The sequence below is a fragment of the Dyella sp. NPDC103356 genome, assembly GCF_055584465.1.
On the sequence record NZ_JBVJLZ010000004.1, the window covers coordinates 411,350 to 429,904 of the forward strand.

At 61.8% G+C, this 18,555-nt stretch carries 12 protein-coding genes; 4 read left to right on the plus strand and 8 right to left on the minus strand.

Annotation, left to right across the window (positions count from 1 at the left end; translation table 11 throughout):
- Positions 1–237 precede the first annotated feature (237 nt).
- A complete protein-coding gene (locus ACZ6WW_RS11710) occupies positions 238–1,074 on the minus strand; it encodes a ribonuclease H-like domain-containing protein (protein ID WP_465274337.1) in 837 nt (278 codons plus the stop codon).
- The gene (locus ACZ6WW_RS11715; protein ID WP_465274338.1) at positions 1,071–3,482 is read right to left on the minus strand and encodes a DEAD/DEAH box helicase; all 2,412 of its coding nucleotides are present in this window, start codon (positions 3,480–3,482) and stop codon (positions 1,071–1,073) included. Before ACZ6WW_RS11715 ends, ACZ6WW_RS11710 begins: the two co-directional genes overlap by 4 nt.
- Before the next feature lie 145 nt (positions 3,483–3,627).
- Between ACZ6WW_RS11715 and ACZ6WW_RS11720 the strand changes: the two genes are divergently transcribed.
- Entirely contained in the window at positions 3,628–5,211 is a 1,584-nt protein-coding gene (locus ACZ6WW_RS11720) for an inorganic phosphate transporter (protein WP_281851004.1), read from the plus strand.
- 36 nt (positions 5,212–5,247) lie between these two features.
- On the plus strand, positions 5,248–5,862 hold the full coding sequence (locus ACZ6WW_RS11725) for a DNA-3-methyladenine glycosylase I (RefSeq protein ID WP_465274339.1): 615 nt from the start codon (positions 5,248–5,250) through the stop codon (positions 5,860–5,862).
- A gap of 62 nt (positions 5,863–5,924) precedes the next feature.
- Here the strand turns inward: ACZ6WW_RS11725 and ACZ6WW_RS11730 are convergent, their stop codons facing one another.
- Entirely contained in the window at positions 5,925–6,983 is a 1,059-nt protein-coding gene (locus ACZ6WW_RS11730) for an alpha/beta hydrolase family protein (RefSeq protein ID WP_465274340.1), read from the minus strand.
- Positions 6,984–7,289: 306 nt separating this feature from the next.
- Here ACZ6WW_RS11730 and ACZ6WW_RS11735 point away from each other — a divergent pair, with 306 nt between their 5' ends.
- Positions 7,290–9,620, plus strand: coding sequence for an alpha-amylase family glycosyl hydrolase (locus tag ACZ6WW_RS11735; RefSeq protein WP_465274341.1), 2,331 nt, complete (start codon positions 7,290–7,292; stop codon positions 9,618–9,620).
- Positions 9,621–9,731: 111 nt separating this feature from the next.
- Here ACZ6WW_RS11735 and rtcA read toward each other — a convergent pair whose 3' ends face one another.
- The 3 genes from rtcA to ACZ6WW_RS11750 form a co-directional block, all read right to left on the minus strand.
- A complete protein-coding gene (gene rtcA / locus ACZ6WW_RS11740) occupies positions 9,732–10,751 on the minus strand; it encodes an RNA 3'-terminal phosphate cyclase (protein ID WP_465274342.1) in 1,020 nt (339 codons plus the stop codon).
- Positions 10,752–10,828: 77 nt separating this feature from the next.
- Positions 10,829–12,049 carry an RtcB family protein gene (locus tag ACZ6WW_RS11745; protein WP_465274343.1) on the minus strand — a complete coding sequence of 407 codons (1,221 nt, stop codon included), beginning with the start codon at positions 12,047–12,049 and terminating at the stop codon, positions 10,829–10,831.
- 644 nt (positions 12,050–12,693) lie between these two features.
- Entirely contained in the window at positions 12,694–14,247 is a 1,554-nt protein-coding gene (locus tag ACZ6WW_RS11750) for an RNA-binding protein (protein ID WP_465274344.1), read from the minus strand.
- A 174-nt stretch (positions 14,248–14,421) separates the two neighbouring features.
- Between ACZ6WW_RS11750 and rtcR the strand changes: the two genes are divergently transcribed.
- The gene (gene rtcR / locus ACZ6WW_RS11755) at positions 14,422–16,014 is read left to right on the plus strand and encodes an RNA repair transcriptional activator RtcR (RefSeq protein ID WP_465274345.1); all 1,593 of its coding nucleotides are present in this window, start codon (positions 14,422–14,424) and stop codon (positions 16,012–16,014) included.
- Positions 16,015–16,032: 18 nt separating this feature from the next.
- Here rtcR and ACZ6WW_RS11760 read toward each other — a convergent pair whose 3' ends face one another.
- Entirely contained in the window at positions 16,033–16,914 is an 882-nt protein-coding gene (locus ACZ6WW_RS11760) for a patatin-like phospholipase family protein (RefSeq protein ID WP_465274346.1), read from the minus strand.
- Between the two features lie 78 nt (positions 16,915–16,992).
- Positions 16,993–18,462 carry a MocR-like pyridoxine biosynthesis transcription factor PdxR gene (gene pdxR, locus ACZ6WW_RS11765; RefSeq protein WP_465274347.1) on the minus strand — a complete coding sequence of 490 codons (1,470 nt, stop codon included), beginning with the start codon at positions 18,460–18,462 and terminating at the stop codon, positions 16,993–16,995.
- Positions 18,463–18,555 lie beyond the last annotated feature (93 nt).

Below are 18,555 nucleotides of genomic sequence, written 5' to 3' on the forward strand. Positions count from 1 at the left end.
CTCGCCTCATTCTCACCTACCCGTCATTTCGGCGAAGGCCGGAATCTATTCTTCAGTCTTCGCTTGTCAGACAACGCGTCGCAAGCGGATACGCTGAGGAATAGATTCCGGCCTTCGCCGGAATGACGAAGTAGGGAAGGGTTACGTAAGCGGCCAAGTCGCGAAAGCACCCAGGCAAGAACCAAACACTGACGCTACTGGGTTCCGGCCTACGCCGGAATGACGAGATAGGAAGCGCTAGGACAGGAGTGCCGCAGCGCCACTTCCACCCAACGCCTCCACGTACCGCAACACCCCCGCCAAACTCCTTAAATCCTGAGCATTATGCTCAGCCACCCGCCGCAAATTCACCGCCGACCCACCACGCAGATAACCGAGCCACGCAGCCGGTGCCTCCGACCCAGGCAAATCATCCTCGCGCACCACGCCTAGCAGCTGCCGCTCCGCCGTAGCCAGACGACAATTCTCCCAAACCCCTTTCCAATGTCGCCGCACGGGATGCAGCAAATCCACATGCATCAGCCCAAGCAGCGGGTTCGCCATACGTGCAAGTCGATAGCGCGTAGCGAGCAAGGGCGCGTCGTAACACTTGCCGTTGTAGCTGACCAGCACCGTGTCCGGATCGATCCAGCCGGCAAAGTGGCGCAGCATGGCATGCTCGGCGGCAAGGCTCGTGATAGTGAGCTGGCGCAAGCGTAGTTGCGAACCTACCCAATCGGCCGCACCGATCATGAAAGCGCGTGTGCCGGTTCCACCTGCGAGTCCCGTGGTTTCCGTGTCGAAGTGCAACAGGTGGCGCCGTTCGACATGCGCATCGATACGCGCAAAACGCACATCGAGATGTTCTGGCGGTGCGGGCGATTCGCAGAACGTTTCGATAAAGCGTAAGCCCGGCGCGATCTCGGTGCCATGAACGACACGATCGGACGCGGGCGCAACACGTTGCGCTCCACCCAGCCGGTTGCGCGTCGACAGCAGTCGACGAATGTCCGGTGGCAGCGCCTGCCGTGGTACAGGTCTGGCGACGCCGGCCTGACTGCGCAGGCCGCGCAGCTTGTCGGTCAACTCACTCACAGCGCAGCCATCAACGAAAGCACGCGTTGCGCGAATGCCTTGGGTGATCGATCGGACGCTTCGTCAGCGGCGAGAACGGGGCCCACGCAACCAGGGCAGCCACAACGACAGTCACAGCGATCGATCAAACTCTGTGCCTGTGCAAGTAGATCCTCGCGACGCTCGAACAACGGCGCGCTAAGACCGACGCCACCCGGGAATGCATCGTAGAGATAAACAGTCGGCGTGAAAGGTGCGTCAGGCGTCAATGCAGTCGGCTGGCCATCGCCGCTGCGTAGTTGACCGCGCCCCTGGGCATCGGCGCTGACGAACCACGCACCATCGCCGCTGCCGACGGCCTTCTGCAGATCGCGCGACTCGGCCATGACGGCCACCGTGGCAACAATGTGCAACGCGTACGCCGCACCGAGAAAGCCATCCAGCGCCTCCTGGCGGCCGTCGAATGCCTGCTCCAACGTGCGCTGCGTGAGCTGCCACCACACAGCGGTGGTGTGCAGTTCCTGATCAGGCAGATTGACCGGGCCGTAGCCGATATTCTCGTGTGTGTAGTAGCGGATTTTCTTGTAGCCGGCCACACGGCGTACCACGTGCACTTCGCCGTGATGCGACTGTCCACGGCCGGCCGGTGCGCTGTCAAAACAAGTCAGCACTTTCAATTTGGTGTAGTCGATGGCGTCGGTGTAGTAGTCGACATGCGTGCGCGTGACATAGGCCTTGCGGCCTTCCCAATCCAGTCGTTCCACCTGGAACGGTACGGACTGGATCATGTGGATCGCGCCTTCATACAAGGTAACGGCAGCGGCGCTGAAATCCACTTCGGCAAGAATCGTCTGCTTGCCGCCGGTGCGATCGACCACGACAAAATTGCCATCGGCGACCGAACGCAGCGACACCGCATTGGCGGGATAGCTGTCGGCAATCCATTCCCAGCGATCACCTTCGCGATGAAGCACGCCGTCTTCCATCAGCACGTCGAGCCAGGGTGCGGCGGCATCGTTGCCGAAGATCTCGTTGCCGGTGAAGGGCAGTTCGAACGCGGCGCAGCGGATGTGATCGAGCAGGATCAGCGGCTGGTCGGGATGAATGCGCGCATACTCCGGCGGTGCGGCCTGGAAAAACTCAGGATGGCGCACCAGGTACTGGTCGAGCGGATCGCTGCTGGCGACCAGCACGCCGAGCGCGGCCTGCTGGCGCCGGCCAGCGCGGCCGAATCGCTGCCATGTGCCGGCGACCGAACCGGGATAACCGTTGAGCACCACCACATCGAGACTGCCGATATCCACGCCAAGCTCGAGCGCCGATGTACTGACGATGCCGTCGACGGTGCCGGCACGCATCTCGCGCTCCGCCGCGCGGCGTTCCTTCGGCAGATAGCCGCCACGATAGGCGCGGATGCGCGGCGGCTTGCGTGGATCGTGATCGAAGACATCCTTGAGATATTTGGTCAGCACTTCGACCATGGTGCGGCTTTGCGCAAACACCAGGGTTTTCATGCCGGCCTTGATCGCCAGTCGTGCAATGCGGTTGGTCTGCGAACGCGCCGACGCACGCAAGCCGAGATCCGGATTGATCACTGGCGGGTTCCATAGCAGCACATGCTTGTCGCCCGACGGCGCACCGCTTTCGGTGATAGCGGTGACCTGATCTTCGATCAGTGCCTGGGCATGTTCTTTCGGGTTGCCGATCGTCGCCGAGCAGAGGATGAACTGTGGCGTGACGCCGTAGAACGCGCAGACGCGTTTGAGACGGCGCAACACATTGGCTACGTGCGAGCCGAACACGCCGCGATAGGTGTGTACTTCGTCGATCACCACATAACGCAGGTTCTCGAAGAACTGCGCCCATTTGGTGTGATGCGGCAGGATCGCCTGGTGCAGCATGTCGGGGTTGCTCACGACCACGTCGCCGTGCAGCCGGATCGCCTGCCGAGCGTCGCCCGGCGTGTCGCCATCGAAGGTAAATGCCTTGACCCCCAGGTTGCCGGCCTGGTTGATCTCCAGCAGCTCGGCTACCTGGTCCTGTGCCAGCGCCTTGGTGGGGAACAGGTAGAGCGCCTTGGCGTTGTCCTGCATGGCCGCAGTGAGCACGGGAAGGGTGTAGCACAGCGACTTGCCCGAGGCCGTCGGTGTCACCACGGCAACGTGCTGGCGTGCCTGTGCGGCCTGCCAGGCGGCGGCCTGGTGGCTATAGAGCTGCTCGATGCCGCGCTGGCGCAGCGCGGCGGCCAGCGCGGGGGGTAGGTCTTCAGGCAGTGGTGCGAACGAGCCCTCGCGACCGGGAACGACGAAAGCGCCGGTGATCCGCGAGGCATAGCGCCGGGACAGGCGTTGAGCCAGGGTCCGGCCATCGCCCGGGTCGCGCAGGACCAGGTCGTCGGAAGCGTCATAGCGGTGCGGCAGGGCATTCATCGGCGTCGGCTGGCGGCAGGCAGGTTCGGCAGTAGAGCGGGCGACTGTCTCAGCCGGTGAGACGCCGCCCCGCCGCATGGCTGTCACGCCACTGTCTTGGACGGTCCTTAGCTTCCCAAGGGCTGACCTATGAGGTGCACGTCCCATGCAGACCGAAGCCGCAGTCGCTACTACCACCGCCCAGAACAAGAACTCAGGCCGAATCTTCGCCGCCGTATTTGGGGTGGTCCTGCTGATCGGCGGCATCTACGCCGCCACCCAGCTGATGGGTGACCTGGCCATCGTGCACATCCATTCCGCCGGGCCGTTCATCCTGCTGGGCATCGCGCTGCTGATTGCGCTGGGCTTCGAATTCGTCAACGGTTTCCACGACACCGCCAATGCGGTGGCGACAGTGATCTACACGCACTCGATGCCGGCCAACATGGCGGTGATCTGGTCGGGCGTGTTCAATTTCCTCGGCGTGTTGACCTCATCGGGCGCGGTCGCCTTTACGGTCGTGTCGCTGCTGCCGGTGGAACTGATTCTGCAGGTCGGCAGTAACGCCGGCTTCGCGATGGTGTTTGCGCTGCTGATCGCGGCCATCCTGTGGAACCTGGGCACCTGGTACTTCGGGCTGCCCAATTCGTCTTCGCACACCTTGATCGGCTCGATCATCGGCGTGGGCCTGGCCAACCAGTTGACGGCGGTCAAGTCCGGCACCAGCGGCGTGGACTGGAGCGCCGCGATGGGCGTGTTCAAGGGCCTGGTGTTTTCGCCGATCGCCGGTTTCCTGCTTGCCGGCTTGTTGATGTATGTGCTCAAGAAGTTGGTGAAGATTCCCGCGTTGTATCGCGCGCCCGAGGGCAACAAGCCGCCGCCGTGGCCGATCCGCGCGCTGCTGGTGCTGACCTGCACCGGCGTGAGCTTCAGCCATGGCTCGAACGACGGGCAGAAGGGCATGGGCCTGATCATGCTGATCCTGATCGGCACGGTGCCGACCGCCTATGCGCTCAATGGCGCGGTGAGCGGTGGCGAAGTAAAGACCTTCCATGAAGTGTCGGTCGAGACGAGTCGCGTGCTTGGGCAGATCGGCGGTTCGGTCACGGTTGGCGGCGACCCGCGCGCCACGGTCGAGACGGCCGTGCAGCAGAAGACGCTGCAGGCGAATACGATTCCCGCGCTGGCCGCCCTGATTGCACAGATCGATCAACAGGTGGGCGATCGTCCGTCGTTGAAGTCGGTGCCGCAGGAACAGATGGGCAACGTGCGTAACGACATCTACCTGGCCAATGCCGCCTTGCCGCTGGTCTTGAGCAAGCCCGGCCTGTCCGACGACCAGACCAAGACAATGACCACCTGGCGCGGCCTTGCCACCAAGGCGACGCAGTTCATCCCGACCTGGGTAAAGGTGGCCGTGGCGCTGGCGCTCGGTCTCGGCACGATGGTGGGCTGGAAGCGCATCGTGGTGACCGTGGGCGAGAAGATCGGCAAGGAGCATCTGACCTATGCGCAAGGTGCGTCGGCCGAGCTGGTGGCGATGACCTTGATCCAGGCCGCCGACATGTATCACCTGCCGGTCAGTACAACCCATGTGCTCACATCGGGCGTCGCCGGAACCATGGCGGCGAACGGGTCGGGCCTGCAATGGTCGACCGTGCGCAATCTGCTGATGGCCTGGGTGTTGACCCTGCCCGCATCGATCCTGCTCGCTGGCGGATTGTTCATCGTGCTAAAACACCTGTTCTGATCGAGCTTGTTCTGATCGAACGCAAAGTGGTGTGGCATGCACGAAGACGAGGGCCTGGTAACAGGCGCTGACGGTCGCCCGCGTTGTTTCTGGTATCCCTCGATGCCGGAGTATCACGACAACGAATGGGGGCGGCCGGTCCGCGACGATACGCTGCTGTTTGAAAGGATCTGCCTGGAAGGTTTCCAGTCCGGCATGTCGTGGCAGGTCATTCTGCGCAAGCGCGAACATTTTCGCGTGGCCTTCAAGGGCTTCGATATTCAACGCGTCGCGCGCTTTACCGAGAAAGATATCGAACGCCTGCTTGGCGACGCGAACATCGTACGCAATCGCGCCAAGATCGTCTCGGTCATCAACAACGCGCGCCGTGCGATCGAGCTGATCGAGGAAACCGGATCGCTCGCCGAGTGGGTATGGAAGTTCGCCCCGGCAGCGACGCAGCGCCCCAAGACCGTCGACCTGGCGTACTACCGCGCCCATACCACCAGCCCCGAATCGATAGCGATGTCGAAGGAACTGAAAAAGCGTGGCTGGACTTTTGTCGGCCCGACGACGGTTTATGCGCTGATGCAGGCGACGGGGATGGTCAATGATCATCTGGATGGATGTGTGTGCCGTGTGGATGTTGAACGCGCACGCGTGGTGGGGTGAGGGGGCTTTAAGTCCTCAGGACAACGGCCCCCGAAACAACACACACCATCATCAGCACATACTCACCGTCCGGCGCCCAGGGTCTTACGAAAGAAGGCCAGCGCGTCGACCTGAATCTGCGCATGTACCTTGGCACGGTCCACGCCCGCCGGATCGCTGCACATCATCGGCAGCCGTTTGGCCATCGTCGGTGAACATGGTGCGAGAAATACCCAGTGATCCGCCTTGGGAATTTCCTTGATGCCGGTCAGGGTCTTGATCGAGGGTGCGATGTGCCGTGCGTTCTCGAGCGGCCGCGCGAGATGATCGTTCTGGCCGTAGTACAGGAATACCGGGCGATCGATGGACGCCACGCCGGATGCATCGAAGATCAGGCTGAGCGGGGCCATGGCGAATGCGGCCTTGACGCGCGGGTCAGCCGCCTTGCCCCAACGAGTGAAGTCCTTCTGTGTCTCGCCGAACATCTGCTCGATCGTCTGGCCGTGGCTGGCGGCCTCGGCACGCATCTGCTTGGCGCCCGCACACAGATCGTCGCCGGGATAGCGTTCGCAATAGTCGATGAAACGATCGAATCGCGGCACGGCGCCGACCAACAGCAGGCTGGTATAGCCACCGGCTGAAAAACCGCCGACGCCGATGTGCTTCGCATCGATCAGTTTGCTCCACTTCGCATCGCTCAGCAGATAGGTGATCACGGCCTGTACCTGGATCGGCCGTCCATCCAGTACCGGCGCGCGACCGACGCCGCTCTGGTCGTGATAGTTGTCCTTGGGATGTTCCAGTGTCGCGACCACGAAGCCGTGGCTCGCCAGATACGTGGCGATGTCGTGCAGATCAAGATCGGAGCCGCCGTTGCCATGGGAGAGCACGACCAGCGGTCTGGCACCCGGCAGTTCGGTGGCGTCGATGGTGGCGGCAACCTCGTAAGGCGCGATCCAGGTCGAGCCCTTGGCCTGCGTCGACGGATAGAACACGTAGCCGGGCATGGCTCCATCGCTCACCGGGTCATGGACTTCGATGGCATGAATGCCCACGCCAGTCACGCCATCGGCGAGTACGGCCAAGGGCAGCAGGCAAAACACAAGAAGCAGCAAACGACCGATCCGCAAAGCAGCAGGCATGGTTAATCCCCGGACACCGTTATGACCCCGATGACAAGTCTAATGGGTTCTTGCACAGGTCACGACTGAGCAATCCGTCGCAATGAATACGTATGCATGCGCTGGTTGCTGCACTGCGATGCTTTCTACTATGCGCCCCACTGCTACAGGCAAGTCCACATTGCGCCTGGTAACGCAATGACCTTTTTCTCCCATCGGAACGGCACGGCGAAGATGCGCCGCGCCGCGGGCTCGCTCGGCAGTTTTTCAAGTCCATGCACGGTAGTTGAACCCGATCCTCAACGAAGCAGGATAGAGGTAGACCCGATGAACCGTTCGAAGATACTCGCTGCGCTCATGCTCTGTGCGGGCCTGCTTGCCGCGCCATTGATGCCGGCCCATGCGGCCATCAACAGCATGACGCTGGGCGCAAGCTATAACGCGCAGAAAACCAGCATTACCTTTCGCGTGTACTCCGCGCATGCCACGCGCATCGTGCTTTATCTCTATGGCAGCGGTTATGGCGCGCAGGAGTCGGCTACCTATGTGCTGAGCCCGGCCGGCAGCAATGTCTGGGCCGTGACGGTGCCGGTCTCGTCGATTCAATCGGCCGGTATCACCGGGTCGGTGTATTACGGCTATCGCGCCTGGGGTCCGAACTGGCCATACAACGCGAGCTGGACCAAGGGCACATCGGTGGGCTTCGTTTCCGATGTCGATTCGAGCGGTAATCGCTTCAATCCGAACAAGCTGCTGCTCGATCCCTACGCGCTGGAGATGAGTCAGGACCCGCTCAACACCTCCAGCCAGAACGGCAATGTATTTGCGTCGGGCGCCACCAATCGCAATACGGACAGCGGCCTGTACGCGCCCAAGGGCGTGGTGTTGTCGCAAACAGCGCAAAGCACGGGCACCAAGCCGACGCGCGCGCAGAAAGACGACGTGATCTATGAAGTGAATGTACGTGGCTTTACCGAGCAGGACACCAGCATCGCGGCGGCCTATCGCGGTACCTACAAAGGCGCGGGCTTGAAGGCGAGCTATCTGGCAAGCCTGGGCGTCACCGCGGTGGAGTTCCTGCCGGTGCAGGAAACGCAGAACGACGCGAACGATGTCGTACCCAACTCGGATGCCAACCAGAACTACTGGGGCTATATGACCGAGAATTACTTTTCGCCCGATCGCCGTTACTCGTCGAACAAGGCCGCCGGCGGCCCGACCGCGGAATTCCAGGCCATGGTGCAGGCGTTCCACAACGCCGGCATCAAGGTCTATATGGACGTGGTCTACAACCATACCGGCGAGGGTGGAACATGGACCAGTTCGGATCCCACCACCGCGACGATCTACTCATGGCGCGGCCTGGATAACTCGACGTATTACGAACTGGCATCCAACAACCAGTACTACTACGACAACACCGGTGTGGGCGGAAACTACAACACCTACAATACGGTCGCGCAGAACCTGATCGTCGATTCATTGGCCTATTGGGCCAACACCATGGGCGTCGATGGCTTTCGTTTCGACCTCGCCTCAGTACTCGGCAATAGTTGCCTGAGCGATACCTTCCAGTCCGCCGCACCCAACTGCCCCAATGGTGGTTACAACTTCGACGCGGCCGATCCCAATGTCGCGATCAATCGCATCCTGAGCGAGTTCACCGTACGGCCGGCTGCGGGCGGCAGCGGCCTGGACCTGTTCGCGGAACCGTGGGCCATCGGCGGCAACTCGTATCAGCTTGGCGGTTTCCCCAAGGGCTGGTCGGAATGGAACGGTGCCTATCGCGACACGCTGCGCCAGGCGCAGAACGAACTCGGCAGCATGACGATCTCCATTGGCCAGGACGCAAACAATTTCTCCGGCTCGGCCAATCTGTTCCAGGCCAGCGGCCGAGCGCCGTGGAATTCCACCAACTTCATCGATGTGCATGACGGCATGACGCTCAACGACGTCTATGCCTGCAACGGTTCGAACAACAATCAAGCCTGGCCCTACGGCCCATCCGACGGCGGCACCTCGAGCAACTACAGCTGGGACCAGGGCATGTCCGCCGGTACCGGTACCGCCTTCGATCAGCGCCGTGCGGCGCGTACCGGCCTTGCGTTCGTCATGCTGTCCGCGGGCACGCCGCTGATCCAGGGTGGCGATGAGTACCTGCGCTCGCTCAAATGCAACAACAACGCATATAACCTCGACTCCACCGCCAACTGGTTGAACTACAGCTGGACTACCGATCAGGCCAACTTCAACACGTACGCCACACGCCTTATCGCGTTCCGCAAGGCACATCCGGCGCTACGTCCGGCAAGCTGGTACACCGCCAGCCAGGTCGTGTGGTATCAGCCAAGCGGTGCCGTGGCGACCACGGCGTACTGGAACAACACCAGCAATTACGCCATCGCCTATACGGTCAACGGCTCATCGTTCGGCGACAGCAACTCCATGTACGTGGCATATAACGGCTGGTCGGGCTCCGTTACTTTCACATTGCCCGCGCCGCCGACCGGCACGCAGTGGTATCGCGTGACCGATACCTGCAATTGGAACGATGGCGCCAATACCTTCGTGACGCCGGGCAGCGAAACACTGATCGGCGGCAGTGGAGCGACCTATAGTCAATGCGGGCAGTCGTTGCTGTTGCTTATCTCCAAGTGATCGAAAACGGGGCGCCTGCCATGCAGGTGCCCCGTATCAGTTGGATCGTAACTTGTTGTCGAAGCCCTTGCGCTTCCAGACCTCGTGACGTCATCAAAGCCAGCGCGCCGGCTAACTTCCAACAACGACGCGCCACACATCGGACCCATGTCGATGCCAGGCGATATCGACGGGAAGGAATTTCTCGATCAGTCGTGCATTGCTCTGCAAATGATCGCTGATGACATGCGTGGTGAATTCGCCATGGCCAGCCAGTGCCATCGGTAACAGCAACTGATCCGACAGGTGTTCTCCCGCATAGGCATCGGATGCGAGATAGTTCTTCACCTCGCGAGCGACATCGTGCGCGACGCTTTCAGCGCTTACGCCGCGCTGTCCGTGTCCGGTGAAGGTTTCGACATGGTTGGCGTGCCGTACTTTCACCATCAAAGCATTCCCGGGTCCGATCGGCGGCTTGACGCTGCGCAACTGCAGGGCTTCCTCGGGAAGCTTAAGCTGTCCGCCCAGCACGGCCAGCTCGCGGCGACCAATTTCGGATGAAAGGCCGGACAGGATGGCGAGCGCTTCCATGCCATCGAGCTCGCCGCGCACGTCAAGCACGCCACGGGTCGATGCGGCGGATGGTTCAACCGTTGCATGCACGATGCCGCCGCCGGCCGGAAAGAAACCGTGACGCTCCAGGCGCACACTCGCTTCAATGCCCAGATGGCGGAGCGCCGGCAAATAGCTGTCGGCAATAAAGTCGACACTGGGGGCAAGCGGATTGTGCGTGCCGCCCTCGAGGCGCAGGCGCGAGGGCGCTGCACAACGCCACAGTGCGGGCAGGACCGTCTGCAGTACCAGGGTGGTCGAGCCGGCGCTTCCCGTGCTGAATTGATAGTCTCCGGGCGCGACCTTTCCTGGCTCGAAGCGTAGGCGGGTGGCGCCGAGTTCGGCGCCGTGTGTGCGCCCCTGGCCGATCATGGCGGCGGCGTTGACCGCGGTAAGGTGCTGACGCATCAGGCCTGGACGCGCACGCCGCGCGCGAATCCGCTCCATCGTGAAGCCGATGCCGGTACACAGGCTCAAGCTGAGCGCGGTGCGCAGCAATTGCCCGCCGCCTGCCTCGCCGTCCAGTTCGATCATCTCCATATTTATTTCATCCATTGGCGAAGAGCGAAGCATTGCCTCGCTCTTCTTTTGTTATGTATTGAGATGGCCGGATCGGGCTATCCCTTGATGCAGACGACCTGGCGCAACGTATGCACGATCTCAACCAGGTCGCTCTGTGCCGCCATGACAGCATCGATCGACTTGTATGCCGCCGGCGATTCGTCGACGACATCGGCATCCTTGCGGCACTCCACATGTGCGGTCGCCTTGGCATGCTCCTCGACACTGATACGACGACGTGCCTCGGTACGGCTCATGACACGGCCGGCGCCATGACTGCAGCTGTGAAAGCTGTCTTCGTTACCCAGGCCGCGCACGATAAAGCTTTTCGCACCCATGCTGCCGGGAATGATGCCCATCTCACCCTTCCGTGCGCTCACCGCCCCTTTTCGTGTCACCAGTACGTCCTTGCCGAAATGATGCTCGCGGTTGACGTAGTTGTGGTGACAGTTGACCGCCTCGGCTTGGGCGTCGAACGGCTTGGCGATCACCTTGCGCACCGCTTCGACCACATGCTTCATCATGATTTCGCGGTTGTTGCGCGCAAAACGCTGCGCCCAGTCCACGGCGAAAACGTAGTCCGCGTAATGATCGCTGCCCTCCGGCAGGTAGGCCAGATCCTGATCGGGCAGGTTGATCATCCAGCGACGCATATCCTGCTTGGCCAGTTCGATGAAATGGCTTCCAATCGCGTTGCCTACGCCACGGGATCCCGAGTGCAGCATGAACCACACGCGATTCTCCTCGTCCAGGCAGACCTCGACGAAATGATTGCCGGTACCGAGGGTGCCCAGGTGATGGAGATGGTTGCTGCGCTTGAGCTTGGGGTGCCGCGCCACGATACGGTCGAAACCGTCCTGCAACGAAGCCCAGCTCTCTACGGTAGCCTCCGGTGGGTTTGCCCAGGCCCCCTTGTCGCGCGCGCCGACCGTGCGGCCGTGCGGCACCGCCTTCTCGATCGCGCTACGTATCTCGGTGAGGTTGTCGGGCAGGTCGTTCGCTGTCAGCGTGGTCCGCGCCGCGATCATGCCGCACCCGATATCCACGCCCACTGCCGCCGGCACGATCGCGCCAATGGTCGGCACCACCGAGCCTACCGTCGCACCCTTGCCGAGGTGTACGTCCGGCATGACCGAAATCCAGCGATGGATAAACGGGAGTTTGGCGATGTTCTGGAGCTGACGGCGCGCCTCGTCTTCCAACGGCACGCCGCGGGTCCACAACTTGATCGGCACGGCGCCCGGGTCGTTGATGACGTCGTAGTTCTGCGTCTTCATGATGATGTCTCGTGTTGCGGTGATTCTGGTGGCGCGATCCCGCGAGAGGATCGCCATGATAAAGGTGCGGCGACAAGGAGTGGGGGAACGGCTTTCGCTTGCCGCCTGGGCGGCATGCGTCCGGGATTTGAACCCGACCCCGAAGGGCTTTCCGATGTAGTTCCACCTGCATTCGCCGCGTAAAACGGATGTGGCGCGGTGTGACAAGAAAACGTGCGAAACATGGATCTCCAAAGGATGTAGTTTCGCTATGCATTCGCACCGCACCACATTGAACGGTTCTTGGCGATGTGTCGTGACGAGGGTGACGAAACGTCCTGCTCTACCGCTGAGCTACCGCCTTGCGGCGGGCGGGACTCGAACCCGCGACCTGGCACTTAGTAGGTGTAGTTTCGTCGGCATTCGCGACACATCGCCAAAAACCGTCTGGGCAACGACGACAAGGGTTGATGCGACATTCCGGGCTCGAACCGGCACGCTTTCGCGTTCAACCATATGTAGTCGCACCAGCATTCGCCGTTGCCCATCTCCATCCGGCAGGCCCCATTGCCCGCCGGCCCCTCCCGCCCCGCAGCCTCCTGGCCTTGAGGCAACGAACGACCCGGCCCTCCGGGATCGTCCCACGGCACATCCCTGTACCGGATTCAAAGCGACATCGATGCGATCCGCTCCACCCAGCGGGTGGCGCCACCACCTTGTGCCGCAAACACCGCCAGTAAATCGAACACCGCGTCGCTGAAGCCGCCGACGTGCAGCACATCCGGCGACTCGACCGTCTGGCTGGTCGCGTTCGGCTGCAGGTCGATGCAGATCATGCGAGCGTCGGGACAGCGCGCCTTGATCGCCGCCCATTGCTGCATTGTCGCGGTGGCACCGCCTGCGCGGGTGTCGCGCCAACTTTCGTTGTCGGAGACCAGTACCAGCAGATCCACCTTGGCCTTTTCCTTGTTGAGCTGGACCAGCGGAGCGCTTACCGCCGTACCGCCACCACACAACGACGCCAGCTGCTTTGCCTGCGTCATCACGCTGTCGCGAGCGTTCAGGCGCAAGTCGCGCACCTGGGTGTCGAACGGCATGATCCGCGCCGCACGATGATTGCGCTGAATGCAGGCGGCGATCAGTGCGGCCACGTCGACGCAACGCGCCACCGTGGTCGAGCCCTTGCGGTAGCCGGTTACAGGCGATCCCATCGAGCCGGATACGTCGACCGCAACGACCACGTTTCCATCTAACGACGGTACCTGGCGGGTCGCCACTTCCATGGCGTCCTGCAGCGCATCGACGATCGACGCCGGCATCGTCTGGCTGGCCGCGTAATAGGCGGTCAACAGCTGGTAAGGCATCACGCGCGCTTTGCGGATTTCGGCCGGGTCACGCAGGCGCTCGGCGATTTTCAAAGCGGTACGCTGGTTGTCGAATACTCCGTGGCGGGCAAACGTGTTGAGGTTCATGCGCAAGGTCTGCCATGACGAGGCGTGGGCCAATTGGGTCCAGTGCTTCACATCCAGCGGCAGCGACGTGAAGTACTGGAACGGTAGCGCCGGTATCGACGCGTGCGGCGAGCGCTTGAAGCGTTCAAACGCACGCACCTTCTCCGGCAATGCGGCTTCGTCGTACGACTTGCCGATCAGCCATGCGTAGAGTGCGGCGCGCTCGGCGTCGGCCGGCTTGGGATGAACCATCTTGATCACATCGCCCAGGGAGGGCTTCGAGCCGATCGCCGCGGCGAGAAGCTGCTCTATCGAGGCATTCTCAAGCCACGTCCGCACCAGACGCTTGGGTAGCGAGCCCAGCGACTTACGGCCGATGCGGCCGCTGCGCACGATCTGCACGAAGTTACGCAACATGCGCCCGTTGTCGACGACGTGCGGAAAAGCCGCTTCGAGCGTTTTGGCGTCGCGCATGGTCAACATGGCCAACAGCAATGCCGGCATGTCTTTCATATGGCCGCGCTGACGGGCATAGACCGCCGTCTTGGCCACAAATTGCGCCGATACCTCGCTACCCAGCTTCAGTACATAGTCGAGCTGTTCCTCGGCGCTCGCATAGAAAGTGCCGTTGAGGCAGCCGGTGGCGGCATACAGTGCCAGTGCCGATTCCGGATGGCGCACATAGGCAGCGCCGCCAGCTTCGTTGCGTGCATCGGTCGCCGGGACGTGGGCGCCGCGATGGGAGTTGAACAGAGTGATATTGGCCATGTTGCGCATTCCAGTTGGACTTGAGCTGGATAGGGCAAGTGGCGTGCCAACGTAGGCGAGTTATGTATACCTATTTGATATTTAGGCAATTAATTGAAAATTGGCCGCTGAATCTAGCTAGAGCGAAATGGAAAAAGTATATAATTTTAGCTAGTTATATATCGGATCAGATAAATGAAGCGACGGGTGGTCATCGGCATGCTGGGTACCCAGATCGACGCGGGTTCGGGTACGGCTCGCTGGGAGCGCTGGCGCCCGACGGTGTCGCTGGGGATGCATGAAGACTTCCTGCTCGACCGGCTGGATCTGCTGTTCGATGCGCGTCGCTACGGCAAGCTTGCCAAGGCAGTTACCGAAGACATTGCACAGGTGTCGCCAGAAACGCAGGTGAGCCATCACGATACCTACCTGTCCGATCCGTGGGATTTCGAAGGCGTGTACGCGACGCTGCATGATTTTTTGCGCGCGTACGATTTTCGCCCAGATGAAGAGGACTACTACGTTCACATCACGACGGGCACGCACGTTGCGCAGATCTGCTGGTTCCTGCTGACCGAAAGCCGAATCTTTCCAGGCCAACTGCTGCAGACGTCGCCGCCGCGCAAACAGGAGGGCGTGGAAGGCAGCTTTGCAGTGATCGATCTCGATCTTTCACGTTACGACCGCATCGCGCAGCGCTTCGAACAGCAGCAGCTGACCGACCGCAACCTGCTCAAGAGCGGCATCGCCACGCGCAATCGGGCATTCAATCGCATGATCGAGCAGATCGAAACGGTCGCGACCCGTTCGAAAGCGCCGATGCTGCTGATGGGGCCGACCGGTGCCGGCAAAAGCCAGCTCGCCAAGCGCGTGTTCGAACTGAAGAAGCTCAAGCATCAACTACCGGGCCGATTCGTCGAGGTCAATTGCGCTACCTTGCGCGGCGACGGCGCCATGAGCACGTTGTTCGGTCACACCCGGGGCGCCTACACCGGCGCGACCAGCGATCGGGCTGGCTTGTTGCGTTCGGCTCACCAGGGACTGCTTTTTCTCGACGAGATCGGCGAACTGGGTCTCGATGAGCAGGCGATGTTGTTGCGAGCGCTGGAAGAAAAACGCTTTCTGCCGGTGGGCAGCGACAAGGAAGTGGAAAGCGATTTCCAGTTGATCGCCGGTACCAACAGGGATCTGCACGAAGCGGTCGGGCAGGGCCGGTTTCGCGAGGACCTGCTCGCGCGTCTGAATCTTTGGACATACCGTCTGCCAGGCCTGGCCGAGCGTGTGGAAGACATCGAGCCCAATCTCGATTTCGAGCTGGAGCGCTGGTCGCGCGAACAACATCAGCGCGTCACCTTCAACCGCGAGGCGCGCGCTCGTTTTCTTTCTTTTGCTACAAGTGTCGAGGCGCGCTGGAGCGGAAATTTCCGCGATCTGGGCGCGTCGGTCATGCGTATGGCGACGCTTGCGAAGGCGGGCCGCATCCAGACCGAACTGGTCGACGAGGAGGTCGAGCGCCTGACCCGCCAATGGCGTAGCGGTGGCGAACCCTCGCCATTGGAGGCACTACTGGGCGAACGTGTTGCCGCGCTGGACCGCTTCGATCGCGTGCAGTTGGAAGAGGTTGTACGAGTATGTGCGAAATCGAAGTCGCTCTCGCAGGCTGGGCGCGAACTGTTTGCTGTATCCAGGCAGCAGCGCGCCAGCACCAACGATGCCGATCGACTGCGCAAGTATCTCGCCCGCTTTGATCTCGAATGGGAGCAGATTCGAGAGAGCGCTCTTTCCTGACCGGTTCTCGCTGCTGTCTTATGGCAACGCGATATGCATGCGCAAACTCAGCGCATCCTGCTGGCCCAGGCTAAAAGCGTCGCGCACGGTAGCCCGTGCCGTGCAGTCCCAGGTCGATACTGGAACGCGCTGGCTCGGCTGCCAGTAATGGCGGTCGTTGAAGCGGAACAGTGTTGGGAGTTTCGGGTAATGGCGAGTCAGCAATACCAGCGTCGAGGTTTTCTCCGGCAAGCTCTGCTCCGGAATTGGTGCGTTGTCGGCATAGCCGCCGTCGATGGCGTGCCGCCCGTCGATACGTTGGGCCGAGAGAAAAGGCGGCGCGGCCGCGGCGCTGACCAGCAGGTTCTTGGCTGCGGCCAGGTCGTCGCATTGCTGCAGGTCGATGAACTCGTAATGCAGCCCCAGCCATCGCGGTAATCGTGGATGCAAGCGCTTGGCCAGATAGCGATCGACCATATAGGCGAGTGTGCCCGCGGCGAGCGAGCCGCCAAGACCGAGCAAGCGCGCCGGTCGCGTAAAGGCCACGCGCAATCGGTTTGGTGCCTGGCGCAAGCCGTCAAAGCCGGCATCGTCGATGAAAGACGAGAGCCACGCGGGATAGACGCGTTGGTGCGCAAAACTGAGCTTGAGCCGGGCAAGGCCGCGCCAGTCGAAGATGCGCGAAGTGGTATCGAATAAACCGATGCACCCGTTGAGCGCCATCGGCACGCGCTGGCTCAGGCAGGCGGTAGCCACGGCGGCACCCGCGCTGGTGCCGATCAAGGTCGGCGGCAATGTCCAGCCGCGTTCTTGCCAATAGGTCACCGCGCCGGCCTGCCACCAGCAGCGATTGCCGCCGCCGGCGAATACCAGCGTCTGTATCGAGCCGAGATCCAGGTGGGTAACAGGTTCGATACGCATGACGTTGGCTATGAGAGTGAGGGTTCATGCATGGTGGCGGTTCGACCGCAAGCCAAGGGCGCGCGGTCACGATGTCCTTCAAAGACAGCTCTTGAGCTTGCGGATGCTTTCGCGAATCTCGCGTACGCTGGCGCCGCCGTAGCCGAAGATAAGCCCGCCGCGCGCGGGCGGGTCGGCATAGCACATCGACAGCGGTCTTACTGACACACCTTGTTGCGCAGCCGCGCGAGAAATGGCGACATCGTCGATGCCGGAGGGGAGTAGGGCGACAAGTTGCATGCCGGCTTCCGCGCCGATGATGTCGAGCCGGCCGTGCATATGCGTCTCGATCGACTCGAGTAGTGCGGCGCGGCGCTCCATGTAGAGCGCGCGCATGCGCCGGATATGTCGGGCGAAATGCCCCTCGCGGATAAAGTCGGTCATCACCAGCTGATAGAGCGTGGACGAGAACGTATCCATGCCATTGCGCACGCTCAGGAAGGCCGGCATGACGTCTCTTGGCACTACCACATAGCCCAGCCGCAGGGCAGGAAACACCACCTTGCTGAAGGTGCCGACATAGATCACGCGTGCATCGGTATCGAGCCCCTGCAGGGAGGCGATGGGATGGCCGGCCAGGCGGTATTCGCTGTCGTAGTCGTCCTCGATGATCCATGCGCCGCTGCGTGCGGCCCAGTTCAACAACTGGATGCGTCGCGTGGCGCTCATGGTGACGCCAAGCGGAAACTGGTGCGATGGCGATATGTAGGCCGCGCGTGCGTTGCGGCTGCGTCGTATGCCTTCGGCGATATCGAGTCCCTCGTCATCGACGGGTACCGGGACGATCTGCGCGCCCACTGACTGCAAGGCCTGGCGTGCGCCCGGATAACCGGGCTCTTCCATCCAGACGCGTGCCTTGGGCTCCAGCAGGGCCAACGCGGAAATGACCAGGCCTTGCTGAGAGCCGGTGGTCACCAGAATCTGCGAGGCATCGCAACGGACACCACGCACGGTGCCGAGGTATTGCGCGATGGCTTCGCGAAACGGCAGGTAGCCGATCGGATCGCCATAGGTCATCAGTTGCGTAGGCATGCGGCGCGCATGGCGATTCACCAGTTTCGACCAGATCTCGCGGGGAAAATGATCGAGCGCCGGTAGCCCCACGCGAAAAGCCCCCTGGTTGGCCAGCCAGGGTGGCGGTGGTTCCTGCATCGAAGTGGCAAGACGGGAAACGGGTCGCGGTGCCGCCGATTGAGCAGGCTCGGGTGCCTTCGCATCCATGGAGGCGGTGAGGCCGCCGGGGATCGATTGCGCGACACAGGTGCCGGCACCGGTAAAGGTCTCCAGATAGCCCTCGGCAAAAAGCTGTTCATAGGCGCTCAGTACCGGCAGGCGGGAGATTTTCAGTTCCTTGGCCAGGCTACGCGTCGACGGCACGCGCTGTCCGGGCCGCAATTGCCCGCCGATAATGGCGTGGCGGAACCATTCCGATAATTGCCGATGCATCGGTATGCCACTGCGCCGGTCCAGCGCGACAGGCGGCAGAAAACTGGCGGATACTCGTGTCATGCGATCATCCCCAAGTGGTCATGCCCGATGCTAGCAAAGTGGCTATGTCGATGGACCACCATGTCACCTAGTTTTTAGCGACCCGCTTAGGAC

Excerpts from the sequence above, each read along its gene's own strand:
- ACZ6WW_RS11715 (WP_465274338.1), bottom strand. The coding sequence starts at position 3,482 with ATGAATGCCCTGCCGCACCGCTATGACGCTTCCGACGACCTGGTCCTG.
- ACZ6WW_RS11720 (WP_281851004.1), top strand. The coding sequence starts at position 3,628 with ATGCAGACCGAAGCCGCAGTCGCTACTACCACCGCCCAGAACAAGAAC.
- ACZ6WW_RS11725 (WP_465274339.1), top strand. The coding sequence starts at position 5,248 with ATGCACGAAGACGAGGGCCTGGTAACAGGCGCTGACGGTCGCCCGCGT.
- ACZ6WW_RS11730 (WP_465274340.1), bottom strand. The coding sequence starts at position 6,983 with ATGCCTGCTGCTTTGCGGATCGGTCGTTTGCTGCTTCTTGTGTTTTGC.
- ACZ6WW_RS11735 (WP_465274341.1), top strand. The coding sequence starts at position 7,290 with ATGAACCGTTCGAAGATACTCGCTGCGCTCATGCTCTGTGCGGGCCTG.
- rtcA (WP_465274342.1), bottom strand. The coding sequence starts at position 10,751 with ATGGAGATGATCGAACTGGACGGCGAGGCAGGCGGCGGGCAATTGCTG.
- ACZ6WW_RS11745 (WP_465274343.1), bottom strand. The coding sequence starts at position 12,049 with ATGAAGACGCAGAACTACGACGTCATCAACGACCCGGGCGCCGTGCCG.
- ACZ6WW_RS11750 (WP_465274344.1), bottom strand. The coding sequence starts at position 14,247 with ATGGCCAATATCACTCTGTTCAACTCCCATCGCGGCGCCCACGTCCCG.
- rtcR (WP_465274345.1), top strand. The coding sequence starts at position 14,422 with ATGAAGCGACGGGTGGTCATCGGCATGCTGGGTACCCAGATCGACGCG.
- ACZ6WW_RS11760 (WP_465274346.1), bottom strand. The coding sequence starts at position 16,914 with ATGCGTATCGAACCTGTTACCCACCTGGATCTCGGCTCGATACAGACG.
- pdxR (WP_465274347.1), bottom strand. The coding sequence starts at position 18,462 with ATGACACGAGTATCCGCCAGTTTTCTGCCGCCTGTCGCGCTGGACCGG.